Origin of the sequence: Nocardia brasiliensis, assembly GCF_042691675.1 — a bacterium.
GTDB lineage: Bacteria > Actinomycetota > Actinomycetes > Mycobacteriales > Mycobacteriaceae > Nocardia > Nocardia brasiliensis_D.
Genome location: NZ_CP170507.1, coordinates 5,324,319 through 5,348,108, shown reverse-complemented (window position 1 = coordinate 5,348,108; position 23,790 = coordinate 5,324,319). Strand labels below are relative to the sequence as shown.

The 23,790-nt window shown below is 67.9% G+C and carries 21 protein-coding genes; 12 read left to right on the top strand and 9 right to left on the bottom strand.

The annotated features are described in order from the left end of the window. Positions 1 to 184: 184 nt before the first annotated feature. From ACFK0J_RS24495 to ACFK0J_RS24480, 4 genes are all read right to left on the bottom strand, one after another. Complete coding sequence (locus ACFK0J_RS24495) at positions 185 to 3,457, bottom strand: beta-phosphoglucomutase family hydrolase (protein ID WP_378731074.1); 3,273 nt, start codon at positions 3,455 to 3,457, stop codon at positions 185 to 187. A gap of 122 nt (positions 3,458 to 3,579) precedes the next feature. Beyond that, positions 3,580 to 4,224, bottom strand: coding sequence for a formylglycine-generating enzyme family protein (locus ACFK0J_RS24490; RefSeq protein ID WP_378742985.1), 645 nt, complete (start codon positions 4,222 to 4,224; stop codon positions 3,580 to 3,582). Positions 4,225 to 4,229: 5 nt separating this feature from the next. Next, complete coding sequence (locus ACFK0J_RS24485) at positions 4,230 to 4,760, bottom strand: GtrA family protein (RefSeq protein ID WP_378731072.1); 531 nt, start codon at positions 4,758 to 4,760, stop codon at positions 4,230 to 4,232. A gap of 341 nt (positions 4,761 to 5,101) precedes the next feature. Continuing rightward, positions 5,102 to 5,815 carry a cysteine hydrolase family protein gene (locus tag ACFK0J_RS24480; protein ID WP_378731070.1) on the bottom strand — a complete coding sequence of 238 codons (714 nt, stop codon included), beginning with the start codon at positions 5,813 to 5,815 and terminating at the stop codon, positions 5,102 to 5,104. 216 nt (positions 5,816 to 6,031) lie between these two features. On the opposite strand from ACFK0J_RS24480, the gene ACFK0J_RS24475 reads away from it, so the two are divergent. From ACFK0J_RS24475 to ACFK0J_RS24465, 3 genes are all read left to right on the top strand, one after another. Then, positions 6,032 to 7,975 carry an amino acid transporter gene (locus ACFK0J_RS24475; protein ID WP_378731068.1) on the top strand — a complete coding sequence of 648 codons (1,944 nt, stop codon included), beginning with the start codon at positions 6,032 to 6,034 and terminating at the stop codon, positions 7,973 to 7,975. A gap of 226 nt (positions 7,976 to 8,201) precedes the next feature. Further along, on the top strand, positions 8,202 to 9,365 hold the full coding sequence (locus tag ACFK0J_RS24470) for an epoxide hydrolase family protein (RefSeq protein ID WP_378731066.1): 1,164 nt from the start codon (positions 8,202 to 8,204) through the stop codon (positions 9,363 to 9,365). A gap of 96 nt (positions 9,366 to 9,461) precedes the next feature. Beyond that, positions 9,462 to 9,851, top strand: coding sequence for a PPOX class F420-dependent oxidoreductase (locus ACFK0J_RS24465; protein ID WP_378731064.1), 390 nt, complete (start codon positions 9,462 to 9,464; stop codon positions 9,849 to 9,851). Positions 9,852 to 9,913: 62 nt separating this feature from the next. Here ACFK0J_RS24465 and ACFK0J_RS24460 read toward each other — a convergent pair whose 3' ends face one another. Next, positions 9,914 to 10,177 carry a helix-turn-helix transcriptional regulator gene (locus tag ACFK0J_RS24460; protein ID WP_378731062.1) on the bottom strand — a complete coding sequence of 88 codons (264 nt, stop codon included), beginning with the start codon at positions 10,175 to 10,177 and terminating at the stop codon, positions 9,914 to 9,916. A 75-nt stretch (positions 10,178 to 10,252) separates the two neighbouring features. Between ACFK0J_RS24460 and map the strand changes: the two genes are divergently transcribed. Beyond that, the gene (map, locus tag ACFK0J_RS24455) at positions 10,253 to 11,020 is read left to right on the top strand and encodes a type I methionyl aminopeptidase (RefSeq protein ID WP_378731060.1); all 768 of its coding nucleotides are present in this window, start codon (positions 10,253 to 10,255) and stop codon (positions 11,018 to 11,020) included. A 44-nt stretch (positions 11,021 to 11,064) separates the two neighbouring features. Here map and ACFK0J_RS24450 read toward each other — a convergent pair whose 3' ends face one another. After that, positions 11,065 to 11,784, bottom strand: coding sequence for a glyoxalase (locus ACFK0J_RS24450; RefSeq protein WP_378731058.1), 720 nt, complete (start codon positions 11,782 to 11,784; stop codon positions 11,065 to 11,067). 114 nt (positions 11,785 to 11,898) lie between these two features. Here ACFK0J_RS24450 and ACFK0J_RS24445 point away from each other — a divergent pair, with 114 nt between their 5' ends. Then, a complete protein-coding gene (locus ACFK0J_RS24445) occupies positions 11,899 to 12,447 on the top strand; it encodes a PadR family transcriptional regulator (RefSeq protein ID WP_378731056.1) in 549 nt (182 codons plus the stop codon). 57 nt (positions 12,448 to 12,504) lie between these two features. Here ACFK0J_RS24445 and ACFK0J_RS24440 read toward each other — a convergent pair whose 3' ends face one another. Next, complete coding sequence (locus tag ACFK0J_RS24440; RefSeq protein ID WP_378742983.1) at positions 12,505 to 13,917, bottom strand: metallopeptidase TldD-related protein; 1,413 nt, start codon at positions 13,915 to 13,917, stop codon at positions 12,505 to 12,507. Between the two features lie 8 nt (positions 13,918 to 13,925). Further along, positions 13,926 to 15,455 carry a TldD/PmbA family protein gene (locus tag ACFK0J_RS24435; RefSeq protein ID WP_378731054.1) on the bottom strand — a complete coding sequence of 510 codons (1,530 nt, stop codon included), beginning with the start codon at positions 15,453 to 15,455 and terminating at the stop codon, positions 13,926 to 13,928. Between the two features lie 198 nt (positions 15,456 to 15,653). On the opposite strand from ACFK0J_RS24435, the gene ACFK0J_RS24430 reads away from it, so the two are divergent. After that, on the top strand, positions 15,654 to 16,298 hold the full coding sequence (locus tag ACFK0J_RS24430) for a TetR/AcrR family transcriptional regulator (protein ID WP_378731052.1): 645 nt from the start codon (positions 15,654 to 15,656) through the stop codon (positions 16,296 to 16,298). Here ACFK0J_RS24430 and ACFK0J_RS24425 read toward each other — a convergent pair whose 3' ends face one another. Beyond that, entirely contained in the window at positions 16,299 to 17,066 is a 768-nt protein-coding gene (locus tag ACFK0J_RS24425; RefSeq protein ID WP_218469846.1) for a TSUP family transporter, read from the bottom strand. 187 nt (positions 17,067 to 17,253) lie between these two features. Between ACFK0J_RS24425 and ACFK0J_RS24420 the strand changes: the two genes are divergently transcribed. From ACFK0J_RS24420 to lnt, 6 genes are all read left to right on the top strand, one after another. Further along, positions 17,254 to 18,429, top strand: coding sequence for a sensor histidine kinase (locus tag ACFK0J_RS24420; protein ID WP_378731049.1), 1,176 nt, complete (start codon positions 17,254 to 17,256; stop codon positions 18,427 to 18,429). A 202-nt stretch (positions 18,430 to 18,631) separates the two neighbouring features. Further along, positions 18,632 to 19,291 (top strand): response regulator transcription factor, encoded by a 660-nt coding sequence (locus ACFK0J_RS24415; RefSeq protein ID WP_218469844.1) that lies wholly within the window; start codon positions 18,632 to 18,634, stop codon positions 19,289 to 19,291. Positions 19,292 to 19,377: 86 nt separating this feature from the next. Next, the gene (locus ACFK0J_RS24410; protein WP_378731046.1) at positions 19,378 to 19,860 is read left to right on the top strand and encodes an FxsA family protein; all 483 of its coding nucleotides are present in this window, start codon (positions 19,378 to 19,380) and stop codon (positions 19,858 to 19,860) included. A 76-nt stretch (positions 19,861 to 19,936) separates the two neighbouring features. Next, entirely contained in the window at positions 19,937 to 20,188 is a 252-nt protein-coding gene (locus ACFK0J_RS24405; protein WP_378731044.1) for a hypothetical protein, read from the top strand. A gap of 185 nt (positions 20,189 to 20,373) precedes the next feature. Continuing rightward, entirely contained in the window at positions 20,374 to 21,969 is a 1,596-nt protein-coding gene (locus tag ACFK0J_RS24400; RefSeq protein WP_378731042.1) for an amidohydrolase, read from the top strand. Next, positions 21,959 to 23,635 carry an apolipoprotein N-acyltransferase gene (lnt, locus tag ACFK0J_RS24395; RefSeq protein ID WP_378731040.1) on the top strand — a complete coding sequence of 559 codons (1,677 nt, stop codon included), beginning with the start codon at positions 21,959 to 21,961 and terminating at the stop codon, positions 23,633 to 23,635. The genes ACFK0J_RS24400 and lnt overlap by 11 nt, the downstream gene beginning before the upstream one ends. Positions 23,636 to 23,790 lie beyond the last annotated feature (155 nt).

The following is a 23,790-nucleotide window of genomic DNA, read 5'->3' as shown; positions in this document are numbered from 1 at the left end:
TCGATGTGACACCTGCGGGAGGCATCACGGGCGCGTTGTCTGGGTGATAGCCATGCCTATACCGGACAGTATGTGCGGCGCTGACGATTCCGTGGACCGTACAAAAAAACCTGTCCGAAATGTCCGATCTGTAATCGGTGCGGGGGTTCTGAACAGGCAGTAGTTCAACACCGTTCGCGTGCGCTCACCGTGGTGTGGCCGATGCCGTCCTCGGCCCGCGGCCGTCTGTTCGGTTTGCTGCCGAACCCAGTGGGACGTCCCAGGTCTGGCCGGAGGACAGAGTCTTCTCGGTGTCCTCGACACAGACGCGGATCGGCGCGGCCGCGCTGGGATGCAGGCGCACCGTGACCCGGGTGTGCGTCAGGGTGATGGTGAGCGGCTGGCCCCGGTAGTTGAGCGTGAACGACGCCTGCGGGAGTTCGGTGGGCAGCACCGGGTGCAGGCGAAGGACGTCGTGGCGGGTTTCGACGCCGCCGTAGCAGCGCAGCACCATGTCGGCCGTCCCCGCCATCGCCCCGATATGCACGCCTTCGCGGGTGGTGCCGCCCTGGGTGTCGGCCAGGTCGGCGTCGAGGGCCTGAGTGAACAGCCGCCAGGACAGCGCACGGTCGGTGCGGGCCAGCACCCACGCGTGCACCAGGCGACTCAGCGTGGAGCCGTGGCTGGTGCGGGCCAGGTAGTAGTCGACGGTCCGGGGGATGAGCTCGGGCGGCAGCGGGTAGCCGAGGCGGTCGAAGATGTCTCGCAGCTCCTCGGCGGAAAACAGGTAGAACAGCATCAGCACATCGGCTTGCTTGGACAACTTGTAGCGGTTGGTGGTGTCGCCCTCGGCCTGCAGGATCAAATCGAGGCGGCCGATATTGCCGTAGCGGGATCGATACCGGTCCCAGTCGAATTCGGCCAAGTTCTCGTAGCCGTCGAACTGGCTGATGATGCCGTCGGCGTGGAACGGGATCCGCAGGCGCCGACTGATCCGGTCCCAGTGCGCCGGTTCGTCCTGCCGCAATCGCAGCCGATTCCACAGCAGATCGCAGTCCCGCCCGGTGAGCAGTTCCACCACGTCACCGGCCCGCGCGAGGATCCAGGCGGTCAGCACATTGGTGTAGGTGTTGTTGCGCAGGCCGAGACCCGGCGCGTCCGGGTAGCCGTCGTGATACTCATCCGGGCCCATCACCCCACGGATGTCGAAGCGATCCTCGACCGGGTCGTGCTCGGCGAGGCCCGCGAACAGCCGCGCCACTTCGATGAGGATCTCGGCACCGTAGTCGGCGAGGAAACCCAGGTCGGCGGTGGCCTCGTAGTACTGCCACACGCTGTAGGCGATGGCGAGTCCGATGTGGCGCTGGCGATGCGAGTTGTCCGGCATCCATTGGCCGTTGCGGATATTGAACAGCGTGCTCGGCGTCTCCTCCCGCCCGTCACTGCCGCTCTGCCAGGGGAACAGCGCACCGTCGAACCCTTCGGCGCGGGCCGCGGCGCGAGCACGCGGCAGCCGCCGGTAGCGGTACAGCAGAAAAGCGCGGGTCAGCGCGGGCCGCCGCAGCGTCAGCATCGGATAGACGAACAGCTCGTCCCAGAAGATGTGCCCGCGATAGGCCTCGCCGTGCAGTCCGCGCGCGGGCAGCCCGGCGTCGATATCCGGACCGGCGGCGACGGTGGCTTGCAGCACGTGAAAGACGTGCAGGTTCAAGGCGAGCCGGTGCGAGCGGCCATCGCTCAGCCGGATGCCGAAGCGCTCCCACAGCTGCGTCCACGCATCGACATGCGCCTCGAGCAGGGCGGCGAAGTCGGGTGTTTCGCCGATCCGGTGGGCAACGTCCGAGGCGGCGGTGGACAGCCCGCGATCGCGTGAGGTTGCGGCGGCCGCGATCTTATCGATGGTGACCGGCCGACCCTGATGCAGTTCGAGCGTGAATTCGTGTCCGGGGCAGGTGTTCTCGGCAAGAAACCGGCGGTCCGTCACGGTGGCATCGGTACGGGTGCGGGCCGCCATGGCAATCGTGAGGCCGGATTGGTTGGTGCTCGCCTCGTACCGCACGGTGTCGGAGTCGAGTTCGGCATAGCCGCCGGGACGCAGATGGTCGTGCGCCAAGCCGCGGTCGGCGACCACATTGCGGTTGGCCACCTGCCCGTTGATCGCCGACGCCACGGTGACCGTCCCGGTCCAATCCTCGGCTTCGACAGTGAATTCCAGCGCCGCGAGGTGGGGATCGGTCACCGACTGGAATTGCCGTGAGGTGATCCGAGTGGTGCGGCCCGCGCTGTCGCGGTACCGGTTGCTGCGGGTGAGCACACCGGCGCGCAGATCGAGATCCTGGTGGTGGCTGAGCATTTCGGGCGAACCGGGGCGTAGCACGGGTCCGTCGGTCGGCCGAATCGTCAGGAACGTCCAGTCGGGAGCATTGACCAGGTGCTCGGTCTCGAAGGGATGGCCGTTGAGGTCGGTCGTGACCCGATTGTAGATACCGGCCAAGTAGGTTCCGGGATAGTGCACCGAATCGGCCGTGGTGCCGGGTACCGCCGCGCGCGTGCCCCAATACCCGTTGCCCAACGTGCACAACGCTTCTCGGGTCCCTTCCTGGGCCGGGTCGAATCGATCGTAGACCAGATCCCAGCCGCCGGGGCTCGCCGTGATCGCACCGCCGCACCAGCGGGCTTCGCCGTGGCCGTCCGCGGTGGGGTGCGCGTCCGGCGTCAGCGGCAGGGTGGTGAGGTCGCTGACGACGATGTCGGCTCCGGCGGCTTCGAGTTGTGCTTCGGTGTCGTCGCCGGCCCCGGTGTGGTCGACCCCGACGACGAGGCCGAAGCCGCCCGCGGCGGCGGCCTGGACGCCTGCGGTGGCGTCCTCCATGACCACGGCATCGATGGGATCGACGCGCAGGCGGCGCGCCGCTTCGACGAACATGGCGGGATCGGGTTTGCCGGGCAAGCCCATCCGCACCGCATCGTTTCCGTCGACGCGGGCTGTGAAGTATCCGGTGACACCCGCCGCATCGAGCACGGCGACGCTGTTGCGACTCGACGTGACCAGCGCGGTCGGCACTCGCGCCGACCGGAGTCGCTCCAGCAACTCCCGCGCGTCGGGAAACACGTGCACCCCGACACGGTCCAGCTCGGTCGCGAACAACTCCTGCTTACGCGCCGATAGTCCGGCGACGGTCAGCTGGTCCGGGCCGTCGTCCGGCTCGCCCTCCGGCAGCTCCAGGTCGCGAGCCTTCAGGAAGGCGCGCACCCCGTCTTCACGGCTGCGGCCGTCGACCCACTTGCGATAGTCCGCGTCCACATCGAATGGTGCTGCCGCACTGTCGAGTTCGGGCAGCACCTGGTCGAACAGCGACTGCCACGCGGCGGCATGCACCGCGGCGGTGTCGGTGATCACGCCATCCATGTCGAAGATGACCGCACCGTAGTCGTCGGCGGTCCGGCCGGGCGTCGCGGGCAGATTGTCGAGCCGCATCGCCAAGCCTGCCGCCGGCTTCGAATGCGGCGGATCAAGGGTCCGTCGCCATGCGTCGCACACCTAATCGATCGTGCATGGGGCCGCGCGGACGAGCAAGTGCGGTGGTCAGCGCCGGTGGATCAGGGCACGATCGACCGGGCGAGGCGCAATCCCACGTCGTCCAGGCGCAGGGTGGGGTGGCTGCGGCGGCGGACCGAAGCCCGGCAACTCCAGTGTTCGTCGAACCAGCCGCCACCGCGCAGCACCCGGTAGCTGCCGTAGACCTCGGCGTCGTAGATGTCCCAGCACCAGTCCCAGGTGTTGCCCAGCATGTCGTACAGGCCCCACGCGTTGGGGCGCTTGCCGCCCACCTCGTGCACGTGCTCATCCGAATTGCCGCGGTACCAGGCGATTTCATCGAGCTCGCCGTAGCGCGGACCGGTGCTGCCCGCACGGCAGGCGTGCTCCCACTCGGCCTCGGTCGGCAGCCGGTAGCCGTCCGCGGCGGTGTTCCACTCGGCCTCTTCGTCGGCGAGGTGATACGCGGGTGTCAGCCCCTCCTGGATCGACAGGGCATTGCAGAACCGCAGCGCGTCCCACCAGGACACACTGTCGACAGGCAGGTGATCGCCGTGGCTGCTGCTCGGCCGTTGGCCGGTGACCTGCGCGTACTGCTCCTGCGTGACCGGAACCGCCGCCATCAGGAATGGCGCGACCTCGACCGACCAACTGCGCTGCGTGCGCCGGTCCGACAGCGTCACCTGTCCCGGCGGGATGGCAACCAGCACGGTCAGGCTCGCGTCTCGGCAACCGGTTCGGCACGTTCCATGGCAGGCTCCACGGAATCGGGGAAAACGAATCTGCGCATGGCCCACCAGCGGAACACGGTGGCGAGCAGGGTGCCGATGATGCTCGCGCTGACGAAGTCGGCGATGTTCTCCACCAAGACCGACACGTGCGGCGTGCGGAGCTCGAACAGGTAGGCCGAAATCGCCAGCGGCAACTGGTTGATCACCATGCCGACGCCGGCCACCAGAAAGAACAGTGCCGCTTCGTGACGGCGCTCCCGACCGCCGCGCGCGGTGAACGCCCACTCCCGGTTCAGCACATAGGACACCACGGTCGCGATCAGCACGGCCACCACGTTCGCGGTGACCGGCTTCCCGTCCAGCACAGTCCATTTCAGGCCGAAGAAGAGCACCGAGGTCGTCACGAAGGCGATCGCGCCGACGGTCAGGAACTTCAGCAACTCCGCGTTCCGCACGAACACCGACAACATTCGGCTCGGTACCCGCGCGGCGACGATCTGGGCCAAGAACATCGGAACAGGCTAGCCCAGAGGTAATTCGGTGGTAGCGGGCGGACCGTTGCCGCGAGGTGGCTCATCGGCGAATTCTTCGGATGCTGTGGTTGACAACGAAGCGAACAGTTTGGGCACGGTGCGCGGGTGATGTTGCTAATTCGTTATCTATGAACAACTTTCGGACGGTGATTCCGGTGGAAGGGCGCGGCCCCGTTGCTCGTGCAAATGCACGGGCGCACACGCTCACCGATCGAGTCTTCGCTCGGTGCGCCGAACGGCGGGAAGTGTGAGAGCCTCATGTATCGAGGCCGGGGCCCAGAGGAAATTACTCGGACACTGGTCGGCACGACCGCGGGGCCTCAGCTATCTGCTGAGGTCCCCGCTGTGCGTTCGGTGCCAAGGGAAGTCGGGGCGCTCCAGTATTCGGGATCACGCCCGTAGTCACGGGTGGTGTACGCCCGATCCCACGGTGCGTCCGGCGCCAGCAATTCCCGCCACGGGGCGACTTCGACGTACAGGACGCGCATCGCATTCAGTGAGCCGTAGTGCAGCGCCGGACCGTCGGTGGTGACGGCGTCGTCCGGCACGCCGACCTCGAAGTTGCGTTCCAGGGCGGCGCGTACGGTGGCTTCGATGCAGACATTGGTCTGCAGTCCCGCGACCACCAGCCGGTGCACGCCCAGATTGCGCAGCAGCGGCTCCAGTTCGGTGTAGGCGAAGAAACTGTGCCGGGTTTTGAACAGGACCAGGTCGCCCTGCTGCGGCGCGACGGCATCCAGGATCCGGGTTTTCCATTCGCGGTGCTCGGTGGACAGTTTCGGCACCAGGTGCCTGCGGTGTTGCAGGTGGCGGCGGGGGCGCGGACCGATCCCGACCGACCCGGCCGGCGCGGGGACCATGCGCGAGTAGATGATCGGGAGCTCGCGGCGGCGCGCGTGTGCGGCCAGGACGGCGCATTCGCGGACCACCTCGTCGAGTCGCCAGATCGGCGGCCAGCCCAATGCGTCACGGACACCGTCGTCGGCGATGTAGGTGTTCTGGAGGTCGATCATGAGGACCGCGGTCTCGATCATCGGTGTCCTCCGCGTACGTCGAGGGAACCCTTGTCCTCAGGGTAAGGACTGGGCCGGGGCCGACGTCGGGAAATGGGCGTCGCGCTCGCGGTCGGTGGGCACGCGCGACAGCACGGTCGCGGGTCTGTCGTTGCCTTCGGTGGCGGCCTGGCCCGCGTAGATTGTTCTCGGATCTGGACGGGACTCCGGGCGACCGGACCGACGCTCAGGAGTTCGGTGACGACCACCTCGGAGAAGCTTTCGTCCTGGCTGTTGGCGGGCGTCGACGACGAGCAGCACGCCAGGCATCCCGGCCCGCACCGCCGGGTCGAGGCGCCCGAGCAGCAGCGGTCCTGGTGGCGGGTGATGTGCCTGACCGGTGTCGACTATTTCTCGACACTGGGCTATCAGCCGGGGATCGCGGCGGTGGCCGCCGGCGTGCTCTCACCGTTGGCGACGCTGGTGCTCGTGGCCCTGACGTTGCTCGGCGCGTTGCCGGTGTACCGGCGGGTGGCCGGGGAGAGCCCGCACGGTGGTGGGTCGCTGGCGATGTTCAGCCGGTTCCTGTCCAAGTGGACGGGCAAGCTGTTCATCCTGGTGCTGTTGGGTTTCGCCGCAACGGATTTCATCATCACGATGACGCTGTCCGCCGCCGACGGTGCGGCGCATATCGTGCAGAATCCGTTCACCCCCGCACCGCTGCACGATCATTCGCTGCTCATTACGTTCATCCTGCTCGGGCTGCTCGCGGCGGTGTTCCTGAAGGGGTTCGGTGAGGCGATCGGCATAGCGGTCGCGCTGGTCGGCACGTACTTGGCGCTGAACGTGGTGGTCGCCGCGGTCGGGCTGTGGCAGGTGTTCACCGCGAGCGGGCTGATCGTGGACTGGACGCACGCGATGACCACGCAGCACGGTGATGTCCTCGCCATGGTCGGCATCGCGCTGCTGGTCTTCCCGAAGCTGGCGCTCGGCCTGTCCGGCTTCGAGACCGGGGTTGCGGTGATGCCGCAGATCGCCGGTGCGCCAGGGGAATCCGAGGACGATCCGGTCACTCGGATCGCGGGGGCACGCAAACTGCTGACCACCGCGGCGCTGATCATGAGTGCCTTCCTCATCGTCTCCAGCTTCATCACCGTCGTGCTCATCCCGGAACGGGAATTCCAGAGCGGTGGTGCGGCGAACGGCCGGGCGCTGGCGTATCTCGCGCACAAATATCTGGGCAACGTCTTCGGCACGATCTACGACGTGAGCACGATCGCGATCCTGTGGTTCGCGGGCGCCTCGGCGATGGCCGGGCTGCTGAATCTGGTACCGCGATATCTGCCCCGGTTCGGGATGGCGCCCGAGTGGGCGCGGGCGGTGCGGCCCCTCGTGCTGGTGTTCGCGGTGATCGCGTTCGGCATCACCTGGTATTTCGATGCCGACGTCGACGCGCAGGGCGCGGCGTACGCGACCGGCGTGCTGGTGCTGATCACCTCCGCCGCCGTCGCGGTGACCCTGTCGGCGGCTCGAAAGGGGGAGCGCGCCAAAATGTTCGGGTTCGGCGCGGTAGCGGCGGTGTTCGTCTACACGACAATCGTGAACATCTTCGAGCGACCCGAAGGGGTGCAACTGGCTTCGCTGTTCATCGTCACAATCATCGTGGTGTCGTTCGTGTCCCGGGTCCGGCGCGCCTTCGAGTTGCGCGCCATCCAGGTGACGTTCGACGAGACGGCACGCCGGTTTCTCGAGGACACGGCGGCGACCGGGGTGATCCGGATCGTCACCCACGACTTCGAGCACCGCGGGCCGAAAGAGTACGCCCGGAAAGAGGCGCAGCAGTGCTGGGAAAGCCACATCCCGAAGGGTGATCGAATCCTGTTCCTCGAGGTCATCGTGCAGGACCCCTCCGAGTTCAGCACCGATCTGCGGGTGACCGGTGTCGAGGTGGACGGCTATCGGATTCTCCGGGTCGAGGCGGCGGCCGTCCCCAATTCGATTGCCGCGATCCTGCTGTCCATCCGCGACCACACCGGCCTGCAGCCGCATGTCTATTTCGAATGGTCCGAAGGCAATCCGATCGTCAACCTGCTGAAGTTCCTGTTCGTCGGCGAGGGGGAGGACGCGCCGGTCACCAGGGAAATCCTGCGGCGCGCCGAGCGGGTCCCGAGCAGACGGCCACACGTGCACGTCGACAGTTAGCGCACCGTTCGAGCACGTGGGGAGGTGAGCGACGCCTACCGCCGCGCGGGGCCGGGGGTCGAAAATTAGCATGCTTTCACGTAGATATGCGCATCTTGGAATGTTCCAATGAAGAGCCATGGTGTTGGGTGCGGCCGAATACGTTAGGTACAGGAAGCCCGAAAACTTGCCTGGACCTGGATATTGCGGAAGCAATTCTTCCGCGATTGCCGCGAGAGTAGTTCTCATGACGAACACAGCGATCCGCCCCTTCCGCATCGACATTCCGCAGGCCGAGCTCGATGAGCTGCGCGATCGGCTCGCGCACACGCGGCTGCCGCACGCGGTACCGGGGACCGAAAACGATTGGCGGCGTGGCATCGCGCCTGCCTACCTGGCGGAACTGTCCGAGTACTGGCGCGAGGGGTTCGACTGGCGGGCGCAGGAGGCGAAGCTCAATGCGCATGACCAGTTCACGACCGAAATCGACGGGCAGACCATTCATTTCATTCATGTGCGGTCGGCGCACCCCGGGGCAGTGCCGCTGCTGATCACGCACGGATATCCGAGTTCGGTGGTCGAATTCCTCGACCTGATCGGACCTTTGACGGATCCGGTCGCGCACGGTGGCGATGCGGCGGATGCGTTTCACGTGGTGATTCCGTCGCTGCCGGGGTTCGGGTTCTCCACCCCGCTGGCCTCGACGGGGTGGGAGTTGGCACGGACGACTGAGGCTTTCGCGGAACTGATGACGCGGCTCGGCTACGAAAAGTTTGTGGCGCAGGGTGGCGATGTGGGGGCGGGAGTGACCGGACGGCTGGCCGCGAACTATCCGGAGCGGGTCATCGCGACGCACGTGAACAGCGACCAGGGGATGCTCGGCCTGGTGGGTGAGCAACTGCCGATGCCGGACGGTCTCACCAATGCCGAGCTGGCACAGATCAAGGCGGCCCAAGTGCAGTGGTCGGAGCAGAAGGGTTACCTGGTGCTGCAGTCCACCCAGCCGAACGCGATCGCCGCCGCGTTGACCGACTCACCGATCGCTCAATTGGCTTGGATCGCTGAGAAATTCCAGGTCTGGACCGACCCGGCTCGCTCGGGTGGCGAGGCGGTGGACCGTGATCTGCTGCTGACCAATATCAGCATCTACTGGTTCACCCGCAGTGGCGCCTCGGCGGCCCAGTTCCTCTGGGAGACCGCGCATTCCGGCATGGCCTGGACCGCTCCGTCGGGCGTGCCGCAAGGGTGGGCCGTGTTCAACACGAATCCGTTGATGCGGCGGGTGATGAACCCGGGCGGATATATCGAGCACTTCACCGAGTACCCGGAAGGCGGGCACTTCGCCGCGCTGGAGCAGCCGCAGCTGTTCGTCGACGATGTGCGGGCGTTCTTCCGCGCATATCGAGGTTGAGTCGTACCACCGAACCGCCGATACGTCGCCGTGCGTACCGCGAATTGAGTCCGTGGACGGATGTTGCATCCCACTCGGCCGCCTACCGTTTTCACTATGACATGGAACGAGTTGGGCGCGAGCAAATTCGTGCTGCTGACGACCTACAAGAAGGACGGCACCCCGGTGGGCACGCCGGTGTGGGTGGCGCTGGACGGCGAACGGATCGTCGTCTGGACCAATTCGAAGACCTGGAAGGTCAAGCGCATCCGGCGCACACCCGACGTGACATTGCAACAGTCCGACGCGCGCGGACGCCCGAAGGGCGACGAGACATTCGCGGGCACCGCCACGCTGCTCGACGCCGAGGGCACTCAGCGGGTCCGCGATCTCGTCTCCCGCAAGTACGGCATCATCGGCACGGTCCTGATCAGGCTGCACAAGCTGTTCCGCGGCCTCGACGGCTCCGTCGGCATCGCCATCACCCAACAGTCGAACGGTTCATGATCAAGGGGACATGACGGCGGGCCTTCTCGGGCGATGCCGCCACGATGTCCCGTTGATCATGGTCAGGCGGATTGGGCGAGGCCCGCCGCGCGCCAGGTGTCGGCGAGGTCTTGGAGGGGGAGGTCCAGGACGAGGCTGAGGGCGACGACCGTGCCGAACGCGGGGGAGGGGAGGCGGCCGGTCTCGATCTTGCGCAGGGTTTCCGGCGAGATGCCGGCCGCGCGTGCGACGTCGACGAGGTCGCGGTCGGCGCGGGCCGCGCGCAGGGCGGTGCCGAGGCGACGACCTGCGTCGATCTGAGCCGGGGTCAACGGGAGACGGACCATGCGTTCAGGGTAGGGCTGGTATTTAAATACCGCAAGCGCTACGGTGGTATTAAAATACCGAGATAGGGGTAATTGATGGTGGAGTTGAAGACGCCCGGTGAGATCGAGCGAATGCGGGTCACCGGGCAGTTCGTTGCCGAGGTGCTGGGCGAGCTGCGCGGGCTCGCCCAGGTGGGGGTGAACCTGCTGGAGTTGGAAGCCCATGTGCGCGAGCGGATTCGGCAGCGCGGCGCGGAGTCCTGCTACTGGGATTACTCGCCGTCGTTCGGTCGTGGCCCGTTCCGCAATACCGTCTGCCTCTCGGTCAACGACGCTGTGCTGCATGGGCTTCCGTTCGACTACCAGCTGCGCGACGGTGATGTGCTCACCATGGACTTGGCTGTCGGCATCGACGGCTGGGTCAGCGATGCGGCGACCACCGTCGTGGTCGGCGCGGCCGCCGAGGAGGACCTGCGTCTGGTGCGGGCCACCGAGGAGGCACTCGCCGCGGCAATCGCGGTCGCGGTGCCGGGCAACCACATCGGCGACATCTCCGCCGCCATCTCCGCTGTCGCGCGCGACTACGGCTACCCGGTGAACACCGAATTCGGCGGTCACGGACTGGGCCGGACCATGCACGAGGATCCGCACGTGCCCAACCATGGCCGCCCGGGCCGCGGCTATCGACTGCGCCCCGGCCTCGCCATCGCCATCGAGCCCTGGTTCGCCCGCACCACCGCCCGTATCGTCACCGACCCGGACGGTTGGACCCTCCGTTCCGCCGATGGCTCCCGCACCGCCCACTCCGAACACACCGTAGCCATCACCGAAGACGGTCCGGACGTGCTGACCCGCGCGGCATAGGTCCTTGCGGAGGGTGGCCGCGGCGGCCACCATCCGGGTCGGGACTACTCGGAGTCGTCCAGCCACTGCTGCAGGTTCGTGGCAATCTCGAGGTGCTTCGCGATCTCGGCCCGCTCATCGTCGGTGAGATCGAGTGCCGCTATCTCGCCGCGCAATTCGGCGGCGCGGGCCGGATTGCCCATCGCCACAGCCAGTTCCGTGAGCTCGGCCAGCGCATGAGCTTTGTCGAGCGTCGACGCGGTGGCGGCGAAGCGCCGCAGTCCGGACTCGATGGTTTTGCGGGCCGCCTCGTCGTCCTCCTTGGAGAAGCGCAGGATCCGGGCGTTGTCCAGAACCCGTTGCAGCCCTTCTAGTTTGCAGGAACCGCCGTACTCGTATTCCGGTTCGTCGCGTTGGATGTAGGTGATCGAGTTCCCGCCGGGATCGACCACGGTGAACCGAGTCTGGCCCGGCCGGAACCGGCTGATGCGTGGGATGCCACGCGCGGGGATTTTGCCGTAGTGCTCGCGCAAGGCGTCGCTGAATTCCGCGTGCAAGGGCGCCACCTCGTCCACGTAGACCAGGCACCCGTAGTCGATGTCCTCGGCGCTGCGGCCGTCCTTCTTGTCGCGGTAGAAGTTCAGTTCGTAGCCGTTGCGTTCCACCGAGCCGTAGACGTAGGGGCTGGTCTGCTCATAGGTCACCTTGTAGCCGAGTACCCGATAGAACTCGAAGGCCTCGGTCAGGTTGCCGCCCCACATCACCGGTACCACCGTGTCGCCCATGAAATCCTCCCACTACCTGCGGTAATCAATTTTGACTACCCGAGATTAGAATCGCTGCGGCGCAGAAGTCAAGTTTGACTACTGTAGAAATTTCCTATCTGAAGGAGGTCGTCCATGTCGGCTGTGCGCCTGTTGGTGCTGGGGGTGATGCGCCTGCGTCAGCCCACCTACGGCTACGCCGTGCGGCGCGAATTACTGTCCTGGCGTGCCGAAACGTGGACGAACGTCAAACCGGGCTCGATCTATCACGCGCTGAAACAGCTGACCCAGGAAGGCAAGCTCAGCGCGTACGGCACCGAGGGCAGCAGCGAGGGGCCGGGCCGCACGCTGTTCCAGCTGACCGAGGACGGCGAAGCCGAGTTCCTGAAGTTGATGGACGAGGCACTGGTCAGCATCGACATGGAGGAGCTCGGCGCGGGTATCGCGTTCATGGACGCGCTGCCCCGCGCGCACGTGATCGAGAAGCTGCGGGAACAACGGCGCCGCAGCGAGGAGGTCCGCACCGGACTGCTCGAGATGATCCCGAGTTTCCCCGGCCGCGACGAGCCGCCGCACTCGACGGACCTGCTGGAACTGTGGAGCAGCGTCTTCGGGAACCTCGCGGGCTGGACCGACGGCGTCCTGGCACGGCTCGAGGCGGGCGAGTACCGAATGTCCGATTGAACGGGCACGCCGCCGGGTGCGGGCACCGTCGGCATCGAGATCACCCTCGCCGGATGATCAGGTCGCCTGGCTGACCGAGGACATGTGGAAGTCGGGGATTCGCAAGGGCGGCATGGCCGTTCGAGTGAACCAGTCCTTCCACTCGCGGGGCAGGGTGATCTGGGTGGCTCCCGCCTCGGTGGTGCGGCGCAGCAGGTCCAGCGGACTCTCGTTGAAGCGGAAGTTGTTGACCGCGGCAGTGACTTCGCCGTTCTCGACGAGGTACACACCATCGCGGGTCAGCCCGGTGAGCAGCATGCTGGCCGGGTCCACTTCGCGGATGTACCAGAGCGTGGTGAGCAGCAGGCCACGTTCGGTGCGGGCGATCATCTCGTCGAGCGAGGCGTCCGAGCCGCCGGTGAGTAGCAGGTTTCCGCCGGGAACTGTAGTGGGAGCGTCGAATTCGGCGGCGGTGGCGCGCGGGTAGACCAGCGATCGGATGACGCCTTCGCGTATCCAGTCGACCCGTTCGGCGCGCAGGCCGTTGTCGAAGACCGACAGCGCTTGGGAGGACGCGGAAGTCGTGACGAACGGCTGATATTCCAGCCCGCTCGCGCTCGGGTCCGAGTAGAGCGTCAGCGGAATGTCGGTGAGCCGCTCGCCGATTCGGGTGCCGCCCGCGCGGGAGAACGCGGTGTGCCCCTCGTGCGCGCCGCGGCCCTCCATCTCCCAGTTCATATAGATCATCAGGTCGGCGACAGTGGAGGGCGGCATCAGGGTTTCGTAGCGACCCGCGGGCAGCTCGACCTTGCGCTTGGCCCAGTCCAAGCGCCGGGACAGCTCGGTGAGCATGCCCGGCACGTCGATGTCGGTGAAGTCGGCGGTGCCGACACCGACCCAGGCGCTGGCCAAGTCGGCTCCCTCGCCGCTTGGAGCGCTTGCGAGTCGCGAATGCGCGAGGCCGCGCTTTCCGTTGATCTCCACCGATCCGGTGGGCTGGACGAAGCGCCGCCGCAGTCCGGTCGAGGTGCCCAGCCAGGTGGTGTGCATCGTGTGGTGGGCGAAACCGTAGAGACGGTCGCTGCGGTCGAAGCCGGTGGACAGGTCGCGGGCGAGATCGGTGAACACCTCGATGCCGGTGCGGCCCGGCGGGTCGGTCCAGTCGTCGACCGGAGCGTCCGGTTCGAGCAGCGGCATCGCGTCCCTGGCGGGTTCGGCGGTGCGGGCCGCCTGCTCGCTGCGGCGCACCACCGCTTCGATCTCGGCGGGGTCGACGCTGGTGGAACCGATGGTGCCGACGCGCGCCGAATGGGGGCCGTCGCGGAATATCGAAACGACGGACCATTCGCGCGACACCGACGACCCGTTGGTGGTCATCGAATTCCCGGCCCACCGCAGCGACGCATCGTAGGCGTCGGTGACGATGACCATCGCCTCGTCGGCGCGGGACAGGGCGAGCGCCCGCTCGACGACCTCGCCCGCGGGAATCACGTCCACGCTCACGCTCCCGCCTCCGTCCGGGTGTTCAGAATGTTGATGCCGCGCACCAGGACCGACGGGCAGCCGTGACTGACCGCCGCGACCTGGCCGGGTTGGGCCTTGCCGCAGTTGAACGCGCCGCCGAGCTGCCAGGTGGACCGCCCGCCGACCGCCTCCATGGCGCCCCAGAAGTCGGTGGTGGTCGCCTGGTAGGCGACGTCACGAACCTGCCCGGCCAGCTTGCCGCCGCGGATCCGGAAGAACCGCTGGCCGGTGAACTGGAAGTTGTAGCGCTGCATGTCGATCGACCAGGACTTGTCACCGACGATGTAGAGGCCGTTGTCGACCCGGGAGATGAGTTCCTCGGTGCTGGTGTCACGGTCGGGGTCGGGTTGCAGCGAGACGTTCGCCATCCGCTGGATCGGGACGTGGTGCGCGGAGTCCGCGTAGGAGCAGCCGTTCGAGCGGTTTAGCCCGAGGCGCGGGGCGAAGACCCGGTCGAGTTGGTAGCCGACCAGGATGCCGTCGCGCACCAGATCCCAGCGTTGTCCGGCGACGCCCTCGTCGTCGAAGCCGACGCTCGCCAGGCCGTGCGCCTCGGTGCGGTCGCCCGTGACGTGCATGATCGGCGTGCCGTACCGCAGAGTGCCGAGTTTGTCGGGGGTGGCGAACGAGGTGCCCGCGTAGGCGGATTCGTAACCGATGGCCCGGTCGTACTCGGTGGCGTGGCCGATGGACTCGTGGATGGTCAGCCACAGGTTGCTCGGATCGATCACCAGGTCGGTCGGGCCCGCGGTGACGGTGGGGGCCTTCACCTTCTCGGCGAGCCATTCCGGGATGCGGGCGAGTTCGTCCTGCCAGTCCCAGATTCCGTCGGCGCCGGTGACGTATTCCCAGCCGCGGCCTGCCGGGGCGGCCAGCGTGCGCATCGTTTCGAATACGCCCGCCGCGGAGTCGACCGTGGTCGCCTCGAGCTGCGGATGCAGCCGGACCCGCTGCTGGGTGATGGTCGAGCCCGCGGTGTCGGCGTAGAAGGTCTGTTCCTTCACCTGCAGCAGGCCCGCGGTGACGTGGTCGACGCCGTCCGCGCCGGACAGGCGTTCCGAATAGTCCTGCAGCAGTGCGACCTTGTCGGTGGTCGGCACGGCGAACGGGTCGAGGTCGTAGGCCGACACCCAGAACACATTGTCGTAGATCGGCTCGTCGGCGAGTTCGACCCGTTCGCGGTTGAGTGCGCGCAAGGTCGTCGCCACCGTCACCGCGGTGCGGGCCACCTCGACGGCGGCGTCCGGGGTCAGCGCGGCGTGCGAGGCGAAACCCCACGTCCCGTCGACGATCACGCGGACCGCGAAACCGAGCTCGGCGTTGTCGGAGATCGACTCGACCCGCCCGTCCCGCAGTCGGATCGACTGGGTGACCAGCCGATGCACCCGGAGGTCCGCGTGCTCGGCGCCCGCCGCCTGCGCCGCGGTCAACGCGGCGTCGGCGAGCGCGGCCAGTGGCAGGTCGAGGAACTCGGCGTCCACATCCTTGGAAGTCGCGATGCTCACTCGGTCCAACCTAGTCGGTCGGGGGGCAGTGCACCTGTGCCTGCCGCCATTACCCCCCGTGCCATCTTGCATCGAGTGCAAACCTGCATGAAATGCACAGTCGCACAGAATGAACCGCACGCCGGTGTGCGGGGTGAACGGCACGCGCGGAACCTGCGCTTACCGCGTCTGCCTCGCGAAATGCCGTACTGTGCCCGCGTGCCGCCATCCGCCCTTCGTGACCGCAAACGCGAACGTACCCGCCGAGCCCTGCTCGAGGCAGCCGTAGAGCTTTTCGAGACGAGAGGCTATGAAGAAACGACGGTGGCCGACATCGCCGCGGTGGCCGATGTCGGAACCCGCACCTTCTTCAACTACTTCGCCAGCAAGGAAGAACTACTCTTCCCGGAGACGGACGAACGGGTGCGCGCCGCGGTGGCCGCGATCGCCAGTCGGCGGCCAGGGGAGCGGCCGGTCGAGGTGTTGCTGCGGGCATTGCGCGCGGCCGGGGACAATCCCGGCGAGCATCTGGTCGACGATCTGAACGCTCGGATCGCCGCGTTGCGCGCGCAGGTGTCGCGCACCGTGCCGTCGGTGAGCGGGCGGGCCGCGCACGCGCAGCTGGTCGCGCAGCGGGAGATCGCCCGCCAGTTGCATGCGGCGTTTCCGGCCGAGCTGGACGAGGTCGGTGCCGCGGCCTTGGTCGGTGCGGTCGTCGGCGCGGTGTCCGGTGCGCTCACCGTGCTGTTCCAGCAGCCGCTGAACGGTACGGAGGACGGGGAGCGCCTACACAAGCGCATCCACGAGACGACCTCCCGGGTGCTGAAGCCGTGGCTGGCGTCGCAGGTCGAGACGCGGGCCTGATCAGCCGAACTGCTGCCAGCCCAACCGGATCACCATCCCGACGACCACCACCAGCAGCACGACGCGGACGAACTTCGCGCCATTGCGCAACGCCATGTGCGAGCCGACGATCGCGCCCGCCACATTGCCCACCGCCATGGCCGCGCCGAGCGCCCACAGGATGTTGCCGGTGGCGCCGAAGAAGATCAGCGCGCCGACATTGGAGCCGCAGTTGATCACCTTCGCCATCGCGGCGGCGCGGACGAACTCGGTGCCGAGCAGGGTGGCGAAGGTGATGATGAGGAACGTGCCGGTGCCGGGACCGAGCAGGCCGTCGTAGAAGCCGACGAGGCCCGCGGCCAGCGCGATCGTGAGGATGAACTTGCGCCGGGTCGGCGGGTGGGTGGCGAGGGTGACGCCGATCGACGGGCGCAGCGTGACGAACACCGCGACCGCGACGAGCACCACCATCACGATCGGAATGAACAGGTCGCGGTCGATCAACGACACTGCGGCGGCGCCGGTTCCGGAGGTGACCGCGGCGATCGCCGCGGCGGGCAGCAGCACTCGCCAGCGCATCGGCACCTTCCTGGCGAAGGTCACCACCGAGGCGCCGGTGCCTGCCACCGCGGCCATCTTGTTGGTGCCGAGCGCGGTCTGCGGTGTGATGGTCGGGGCGACCAGGAACAGCGTCGGCAGAATAATCAAGCCGCCGCCGCCGACCACCGCGTCCACCCAGCCAGCGGCCGTCGCCGCGGTCAACAACACCACCCAATCGCCGATCTGCACGCGGTCAGCCAACCAGATCGGGTGTCCAGGACCAGTGAGCAGTCCAGTGCGGGCGCGCTCGGTGCGTGGCCGTGGCGCGGTCGGACGCCGGGGTGTGCGGCACCGTCCGCCGGGCGGGGCCGTCGCCGTCCGTGGCGGCACGCGGCGGGTGCGCTGGGATACCGGGCGGTAGACCTAGGCTGAAGTCGTGCGTCGGTTCAGTCTGTGGCTTCGCGGGAAGCCCATTGTTGCGGATTCGATGCTGGCGTTCGTCCTGTTGGTGCTCGAAGTCTTCGGAGTCACCACCGCGGAGAGCAAGGTCGCGTTTCTCGCGATCGGGGTGTTCTTGCCGCTGCCGCTGGTGTTCCGGCGGATCTACCCGAGGGCGATGTCGGCGGCGACGCTGCTGCTGTCGTTCACCACGACCGCGGTGCAGTATGTGACCGCCGACCACAAGGCCGAGCACATCACGTTGTTCAGCCTCGGCATCATGCTCTACACGCTGGTCGCCTACGTCGGGCGGCGCGACGGGCTGTGGTTCGCGGGCGGTCTGGTGGCCGATAGTGTGCTGTCGTACGCGGCGGTGCCGGACAAACCGGCCAGCGACGGCATCTTCACCGTGATGTTCTTCGCCCTGTGCTGGACCTTGGCGGAATTCATCGGCGCGCGGCACGCCTACGACACCGAGGTCGCGGCGCGGCTCGCGGTCGCCGACTACGACAAGGAGCGCCGGGCGCACGACGCGGTCTCCTCCGAGCGCACCCGCATCGCACGGGAACTGCACGACGTGGTCGCGCACGCGGTGAGCGTGATCATCGTGCAGGCCGACGGAGCGCGATACGCCCTGCGCCGCGATCCCGACGCGGCCGAGCAGGCGCTCACCACCATCGCGAGCACCGGACGGGAGGCGCTGCGCGAACTGCGCCGGACCGTCGCGCTGCTGCGCACCGAACACGCGCCCGACCAGTTGCCCCAGCACGGGACCGCGGGCCTGGCGAAGGTGGTCGAGATGATGCGCGGCACCGGCCTGGCCGTGGAACTCGAGTTGACCGGCGAACTCGACGACATCGCACCGGAGGTCAGCCTCGGCGTGCACCGCATCGTGCAGGAATCGCTCACCAACACCTTGCGGCACGCGGGCCCGCACCCCAAGGCATGGGTGCGGATTCGCCGCCGCGACACCGACGTGACCGTCGACATCACCGACACCGGCGGCGTCCCCCTCGACGAGCCCGCGATCCGCATCAAAGGCAGCGGCATGGGTCTGGTCGGCATGCGCGAACGCATAGCCGTCCTCGGCGGCACCCTGGAAACCGGCCGTTCCCCCGACGGCGCCTGGCACGTCCAAGCCACCATCCCCCTCAACCCCGGCTTCCCGGAGTAGCCGCGGCGCACCCGTCTCGAAAGGGTGCGTGGCGGCGACCTGCTCCGCGCTGCGCGCCAATTCGGCTGCCGCGTGCGAACAGGCTTGCCGCGCGCGGATCTGCTTGCTGCGCGTGGAATCGCCAGCTGATCGGTGCGCGGCTGGCCGGGAGGGGCGCGGCGGGCTAGCGGGGGTGTGGGAGTGGGCACGTTAGATTGGGGGCGTGCCGATCACCGTTCTCGTTGTGGATGACCAGGAACTCATGCGTATGGGGCTGAAGATGGTGCTCGGCGCGCACCCGGACATCGAGGTGATCGGGGAGGCGGCGAATGGGGCGGCCGCGGTCAGCCGGGCGGCTGAATTGCGGCCCGATGTGGTGTTGATGGATGTGCGGATGCCCGTGGTGGACGGCGTCACCGCGACCAGCCGGATCGTCGAAGCGGGGCACGGTTGCCGCGTGCTCGTGATGACCACCTTCGACCTCGACGAACACGCCCTCGGCGCGCTGCGCGCCGGAGCCAGCGGCTTCCTGCTGAAGGACACCCCGCCCGAGGACTTGATCTCCGCCATCCGCAGCGTCGCCGGCGGCGACGCGGTGGTGTCCCCGAAGGTGACCAAGCGCCTACTGGACCGCCTCATCGCCGAAGACCCGGCCCGCATGCGCGACCCCGGCGTCCTCGACGTGCTCACCGCCCGCGAACGCGAAGTACTCGAACAGATCGCCGCAGGCCGCTCGAACGCCGAAATCGCCGAACAGCTTTTTCTTTCCGAGGCAACAGTCAAAACCCACGTCGGCCGCGTACTCACCAAACTCGGCCTCCGCGACCGAGTCCAAGCCGTAGTACTGGCCTACGAAACCGGCCTGGTCCGCCCCGGCGGTTAGCAGGTCTCAGCGGGCTCTCAGGCGGAATCGGGAGAAAAATGGGGGCCTCGGGCGTTGCTAGAGGTAGATCGTCCGAAAGGATCGCTATGCCCGCCCTAGTGTTCGTCCTCTATGTGATCACCGAGATCGCCGCGCTGGTCGCCGTCGGCCAGTGGCTCGGTGTGCTCCCTGCCATTCTGCTGTTGATCGCTGGATCGACCGCGGGCATGCTGCTGGTCGGTGCGCAGGGGCGGCGGGTGTTCGAGCAGTTCCGGCGGGCCGGGCGTGGGGAGATTCCGCCGGGGACCGCGATGGCCGACGGGGCGCTCGTCGCGGCGGGCGGGGTGCTGATGTTCGTGCCCGGCCTGGTCACCTCGCTGTTCGGGCTGCTGTTGCTGTTGCCGCCGACGCGGTTCCTGGTGCGTCCGCTAGTCACCGCGTTCGCCGCGCGCCGGTTCGGGAAACTGGCCGCCGCCGTCCCGTATCGCGGGGTGGTGATCGACGGCGACGAGGTGGTCGACGGCGTTGTCGTGCGGCAGTGGTACGACGACGGCCAAGGCAACGCCCACCGTGCGATTACCAAGCCGTAGTCTGCCGACTACCAACGAGTAGTAAAGGTCCTCGCGAACGCTAGGGTTCCGGGCGAAACAGGACTATGGTGGCGCGATGGCCACCGAGCAACTCACCGTCACGGTGAGCGAGGAGCTAGCCGCCGCAGTGAAAAAAGCGGCGGCTGCTGCCGGACAATCGATTTCCGGATTCACCGCTGCCGCACTGCGGTTGGAACTGATCGCCGTCGAAGCGGGATGCAGGCCCGGATCTGGTCGCGGGTCCGGCGGCTCGTCGCAATTCGCCGACGTGATGACGGTGCTCGCATGTCCGGAGGACGTGGCACCGCAGCCCATACTGAACGGCTGACCTGAACGCCTGAATCGGGCGTACGGCAGACTGGTCACTCGTGAGTGAGCGAACCATCGGCACAGTGTGCGCACGCGCGGCGGAACCGAGCGCCAGCGAGGTGGAGTCGTGAGGGAGCGTAGCGAGCGAACCATCGGCACAGTGTGCGTACGCACGACGGAACCGAGCGCCAGCGAGGTGGAGTCGTGAGTACCCAGTTGCTGATCGGCGGTCGTTTCTACAGTTCCAGTTCCCCCGACGCCACGGCGATGGCGGTGACCGACGGAACCGTGGTGTGGCTCGGCGCCGAACAGCCGGGCCGGGCGCTGCATCCGGACGCCGAGATCATCGACCTCGATGGCGCGTTCGTGGCGCCCGCGTTCGTCGACCCGCACGTGCACGTCACCGCGCTGGGACTGAAGCTCACCGGACTCGACCTGTCCGCGGCCCGCTCGCTCGATCACTGCCTGGCACTGCTCGGCGACTTCGCCGCGGCCCATCCCGCTGGCGCGATCCTCGGTGACGGCTGGGACGAAACCACCTGGCCGGAGCGACGCCCGCCGACGATCGAGGAGATCGACAAGGCGGCGGGCGCACGGTACGTGTACCTGTCCCGGGTAGACGCGCACTCCGCCGTGGTGTCCTCGGCCCTGCTCGACACGCTGTCCCAGGTCACCGCCACCGACGGATTCACCCGCGGCGAGCCGGTGCGCGCCACCGCGCACCACCTGGTGCGGACCGCGGTGCTCGCGGAATTGGATCGGGCACAACGGGATCGGGCCAGGACGGCCGCACTGGACCACGCCGCCGCGCACGGCATCGTCGCGGTGCACGAATGCGCGGGCCCGGAAATCGCCGGGCGCACCGACATTCGCGAACTGCTCGACTTCCGGCACGGCGTGGAGGTGCGGGCGTACTGGGGCGAAGCGGTGCGCAGCGCGGACGAGGCGCGCGCCCTGGTGGACGAGCTCGGCGTACACGCGCTCGGCGGCGACCTGTTCGTCGACGGTTCTTTCGGCTCACACACTGCCTGGCTGCGCGACCCCTACGCCGACGACCCGGGCACCGGCCGCGCCTACCTCGACGCCGACACGATCGCGGCCCACGTCCGCGCCTGCACCGAGGCGGGCATCCAAGCCGGTTTCCACGTCATCGGCGATGCCGCCATGGACGCGATCATCGCCGGATTCGACCGCGTCGTCACCGAATTCGGCGGCCCCGCCGTCGCCGCCCGCGGCCACCGCATCGAACACGCCGAACTCCTCGACGCCGACCAGATCGCCGAACTCGCCTCCTGGGGCGTCATCGCCAGCGTCCAACCAGGATTCGACGCGGCATGGGGCGGCACCGATGGCATGTACGCCGCCCGCCTCGGCCCCGACCGCGCCGCCGCACTGAACCCCTTCGCCGCCATGGCCGCCGCGGGCATCTCGCTGGCCATCGGCTCCGACGCCCCGGTCACCCCGCTCGACCCCTGGTCCGCGGTCCGCGCCGCCGCCAACCATCGCACCCCCGGCCACTCCCTGTCGCCACGCGCCGCCTTCGCCGCGGCCACCCGTGGCGCTTGGCGGGCCGGTGGCGTCCGGGACGGCGTTGCGGGCACCCTCGTCCCCGGCGCCCCCGCCTCCTACGCGGTGTGGGACGCCGACCGACTCGTCGTCGCCGCGGCCGCCGACTCCGTCCAGCGTTGGTCGACCGACCCGCGCTCCCGCGTGCCCGGATTGCCTCCGCTGGAATCGGATTCGCCGCTGCCGACCTGCCTGCGCACTGTGCACCGTGGAGTGACCATCCATGAGGCCTGAACGCGCCGCCACGGGCAGCCGATCCGCGCGGTTGCTGCGTGCGCGACTCTCGTCCTTCGCCGACGGGCCGATCCGGTATCCGGTGCTGTGGCGCTCGGTCTCGGCGGTGTTGGCCGGACTGCTGCTGTTCGGCAGCTTCCCGCCTCGGCCGTGGTGGTTCCTCGCGCCGCTGGGGATCGCGGTACTTACGCTGACCGTGCGCGGAGCCGGCCGACTGCGCGCCGGGTTCGGGTATGGGTTCCTGGCCGGGCTCGCGTTCTTCGTACCGCTGCTGCCGTGGACCGGGATCTATGTGGGACCGCTGCCGTGGCTGGCGCTTTCGGCGGTGTGCGCGGTGTACATCGGGTTGTTCGGGCTGGTGACGCGGCTCGTCGGGGCATTGCCCGGCTGGCCGCTGTGGGTGGCCTCGGCGTGGGTCACCGCGGAGTGGGTGCGGTCCAGTTTCCCGTTCGGCGGGTTTCCGTGGGGCCGTTTGGCATTCGGGCAGGCCGACGGATGGTTCCTGTCGCTGGCCGCGATCGGTGGTGCGCCACTGGTCAGCTTCGCGGTGGCGCTCACCGGAACCGGTGCTGCGGCGTTGATTCTGCTGTTGCGTTCGACGCTGCGCACCGGATCCGCGCCCGCACATCGTTGCGCGAACCTCCGCATCGGATTCGTTACCGCGGCAGTCGCCTTGGCGATCATGCCGGTCGCGGGCCTGGCGCTCGGGTCTGCCCTGCCCGACCCGGACCACGGCGACCGGACGATCACTGTCGCCGCGATCCAGGGCAGCGTGCCGCGGCTCGGCCTCGACTTCAACGCGCAACGACGGGCGGTGCTGGACAACCACGTTCGACGCACCATCGAACTGGCGCGGGCGGTCGAGGCGGGCCAGGCGAAGCGGCCGGATGTGGTGATCTGGCCGGAGAACTCGTCCGACATCGATCCGTTGCGCAACACCGACGCCGCGGCGCTGATCACCCAGGCGTCCGAACAGATCGGTGCGCCGATCCTGGTGGGCGCCGTGCTGGTGAACAGCGACCACACCACGACGAACTCGGTGATCGTGTGGAACGGCGCGGCGGGCCCGGGGGAGCGGCACGACAAGAAGATCATCCAGCCGTTCGGCGAATACCTGCCGATGCGCTCGTTCTTCCGGCTGTTCTCCGAATACGCCGACCGGGCCGGATATTTCGTGCCCGGCCACGGCGACGGCGTGGTGCGCGCCGACGGCATCGATATCGGCGTGGCGACCTGCTACGAGGTCGCCTTCGACCGTGCCTTCGAGGACGCGATGCGCGCGGGCGCCCAACTGCTCACCGTGCCGACGAACAACGCGACCTTCGGCGACAGCGAGATGACCTACCAGCAGCTGGCGATGTCCCGGATCAGGGCCGTCGAGCACGGCCGCGCCCTGGTTGTCGCGGCAACCTCGGGCGTCAGCGCGATCATCGGCGCGGACGGCACTGTGCGGCAAGAAAGTCCGCAGTTCGTGCCCGCCGCCTTGGTCGCCGACCTGCCGCTGCGCACCAGCAACACCCTCGCTACTCATGTCGGCCCCGCGCCGGAGCGCGTTTTCGTGGTCCTGACCGTCGCCGCCATGGCGGTCGCGATGGTCCGGAAGCGATCATCGAGGGGCGCAAAGAAGACCGACCGGCACGTACAAAGCGCCGAAATCCTCGGTTGAAGGTCTCGGGAAGATAACCTGTCTTCCGGTTTTTTCTGTGGTTGCTGTGGCTGACTCGTCATGTAACGAAGCGTTCGCAAGCTTGCGATACGGCTGCCGTAAGCGCTTGTCAGCGCATAATTTTCCGCGCATTTCCGCTGGGCAGTCTGGGCGGT

Bases quoted from the DNA above. Each gene is read 5' to 3' on its own strand.
- ACFK0J_RS24460 (WP_378731062.1), bottom strand. From the start codon at position 10,177: ATGGTCCGTCTCCCGTTGACCCCGGCTCAGATCGACGCAGGTCGTCGC.
- ACFK0J_RS24485 (WP_378731072.1), bottom strand. From the start codon at position 4,760: ATGTTCTTGGCCCAGATCGTCGCCGCGCGGGTACCGAGCCGAATGTTG.
- ACFK0J_RS24410 (WP_378731046.1), top strand. From the start codon at position 19,378: ATGCCCGCCCTAGTGTTCGTCCTCTATGTGATCACCGAGATCGCCGCG.
- ACFK0J_RS24465 (WP_378731064.1), top strand. From the start codon at position 9,462: ATGACATGGAACGAGTTGGGCGCGAGCAAATTCGTGCTGCTGACGACC.
- ACFK0J_RS24450 (WP_378731058.1), bottom strand. From the start codon at position 11,784: ATGGGCGACACGGTGGTACCGGTGATGTGGGGCGGCAACCTGACCGAG.
- lnt (WP_378731040.1), top strand. From the start codon at position 21,959: ATGAGGCCTGAACGCGCCGCCACGGGCAGCCGATCCGCGCGGTTGCTG.
- ACFK0J_RS24405 (WP_378731044.1), top strand. From the start codon at position 19,937: ATGGCCACCGAGCAACTCACCGTCACGGTGAGCGAGGAGCTAGCCGCC.
- ACFK0J_RS24445 (WP_378731056.1), top strand. From the start codon at position 11,899: ATGTCGGCTGTGCGCCTGTTGGTGCTGGGGGTGATGCGCCTGCGTCAG.
- ACFK0J_RS24495 (WP_378731074.1), bottom strand. From the start codon at position 3,457: ATGCGGCTCGACAATCTGCCCGCGACGCCCGGCCGGACCGCCGACGAC.
- map (WP_378731060.1), top strand. From the start codon at position 10,253: ATGGTGGAGTTGAAGACGCCCGGTGAGATCGAGCGAATGCGGGTCACC.
- ACFK0J_RS24470 (WP_378731066.1), top strand. From the start codon at position 8,202: ATGACGAACACAGCGATCCGCCCCTTCCGCATCGACATTCCGCAGGCC.
- ACFK0J_RS24480 (WP_378731070.1), bottom strand. From the start codon at position 5,815: ATGATCGAGACCGCGGTCCTCATGATCGACCTCCAGAACACCTACATC.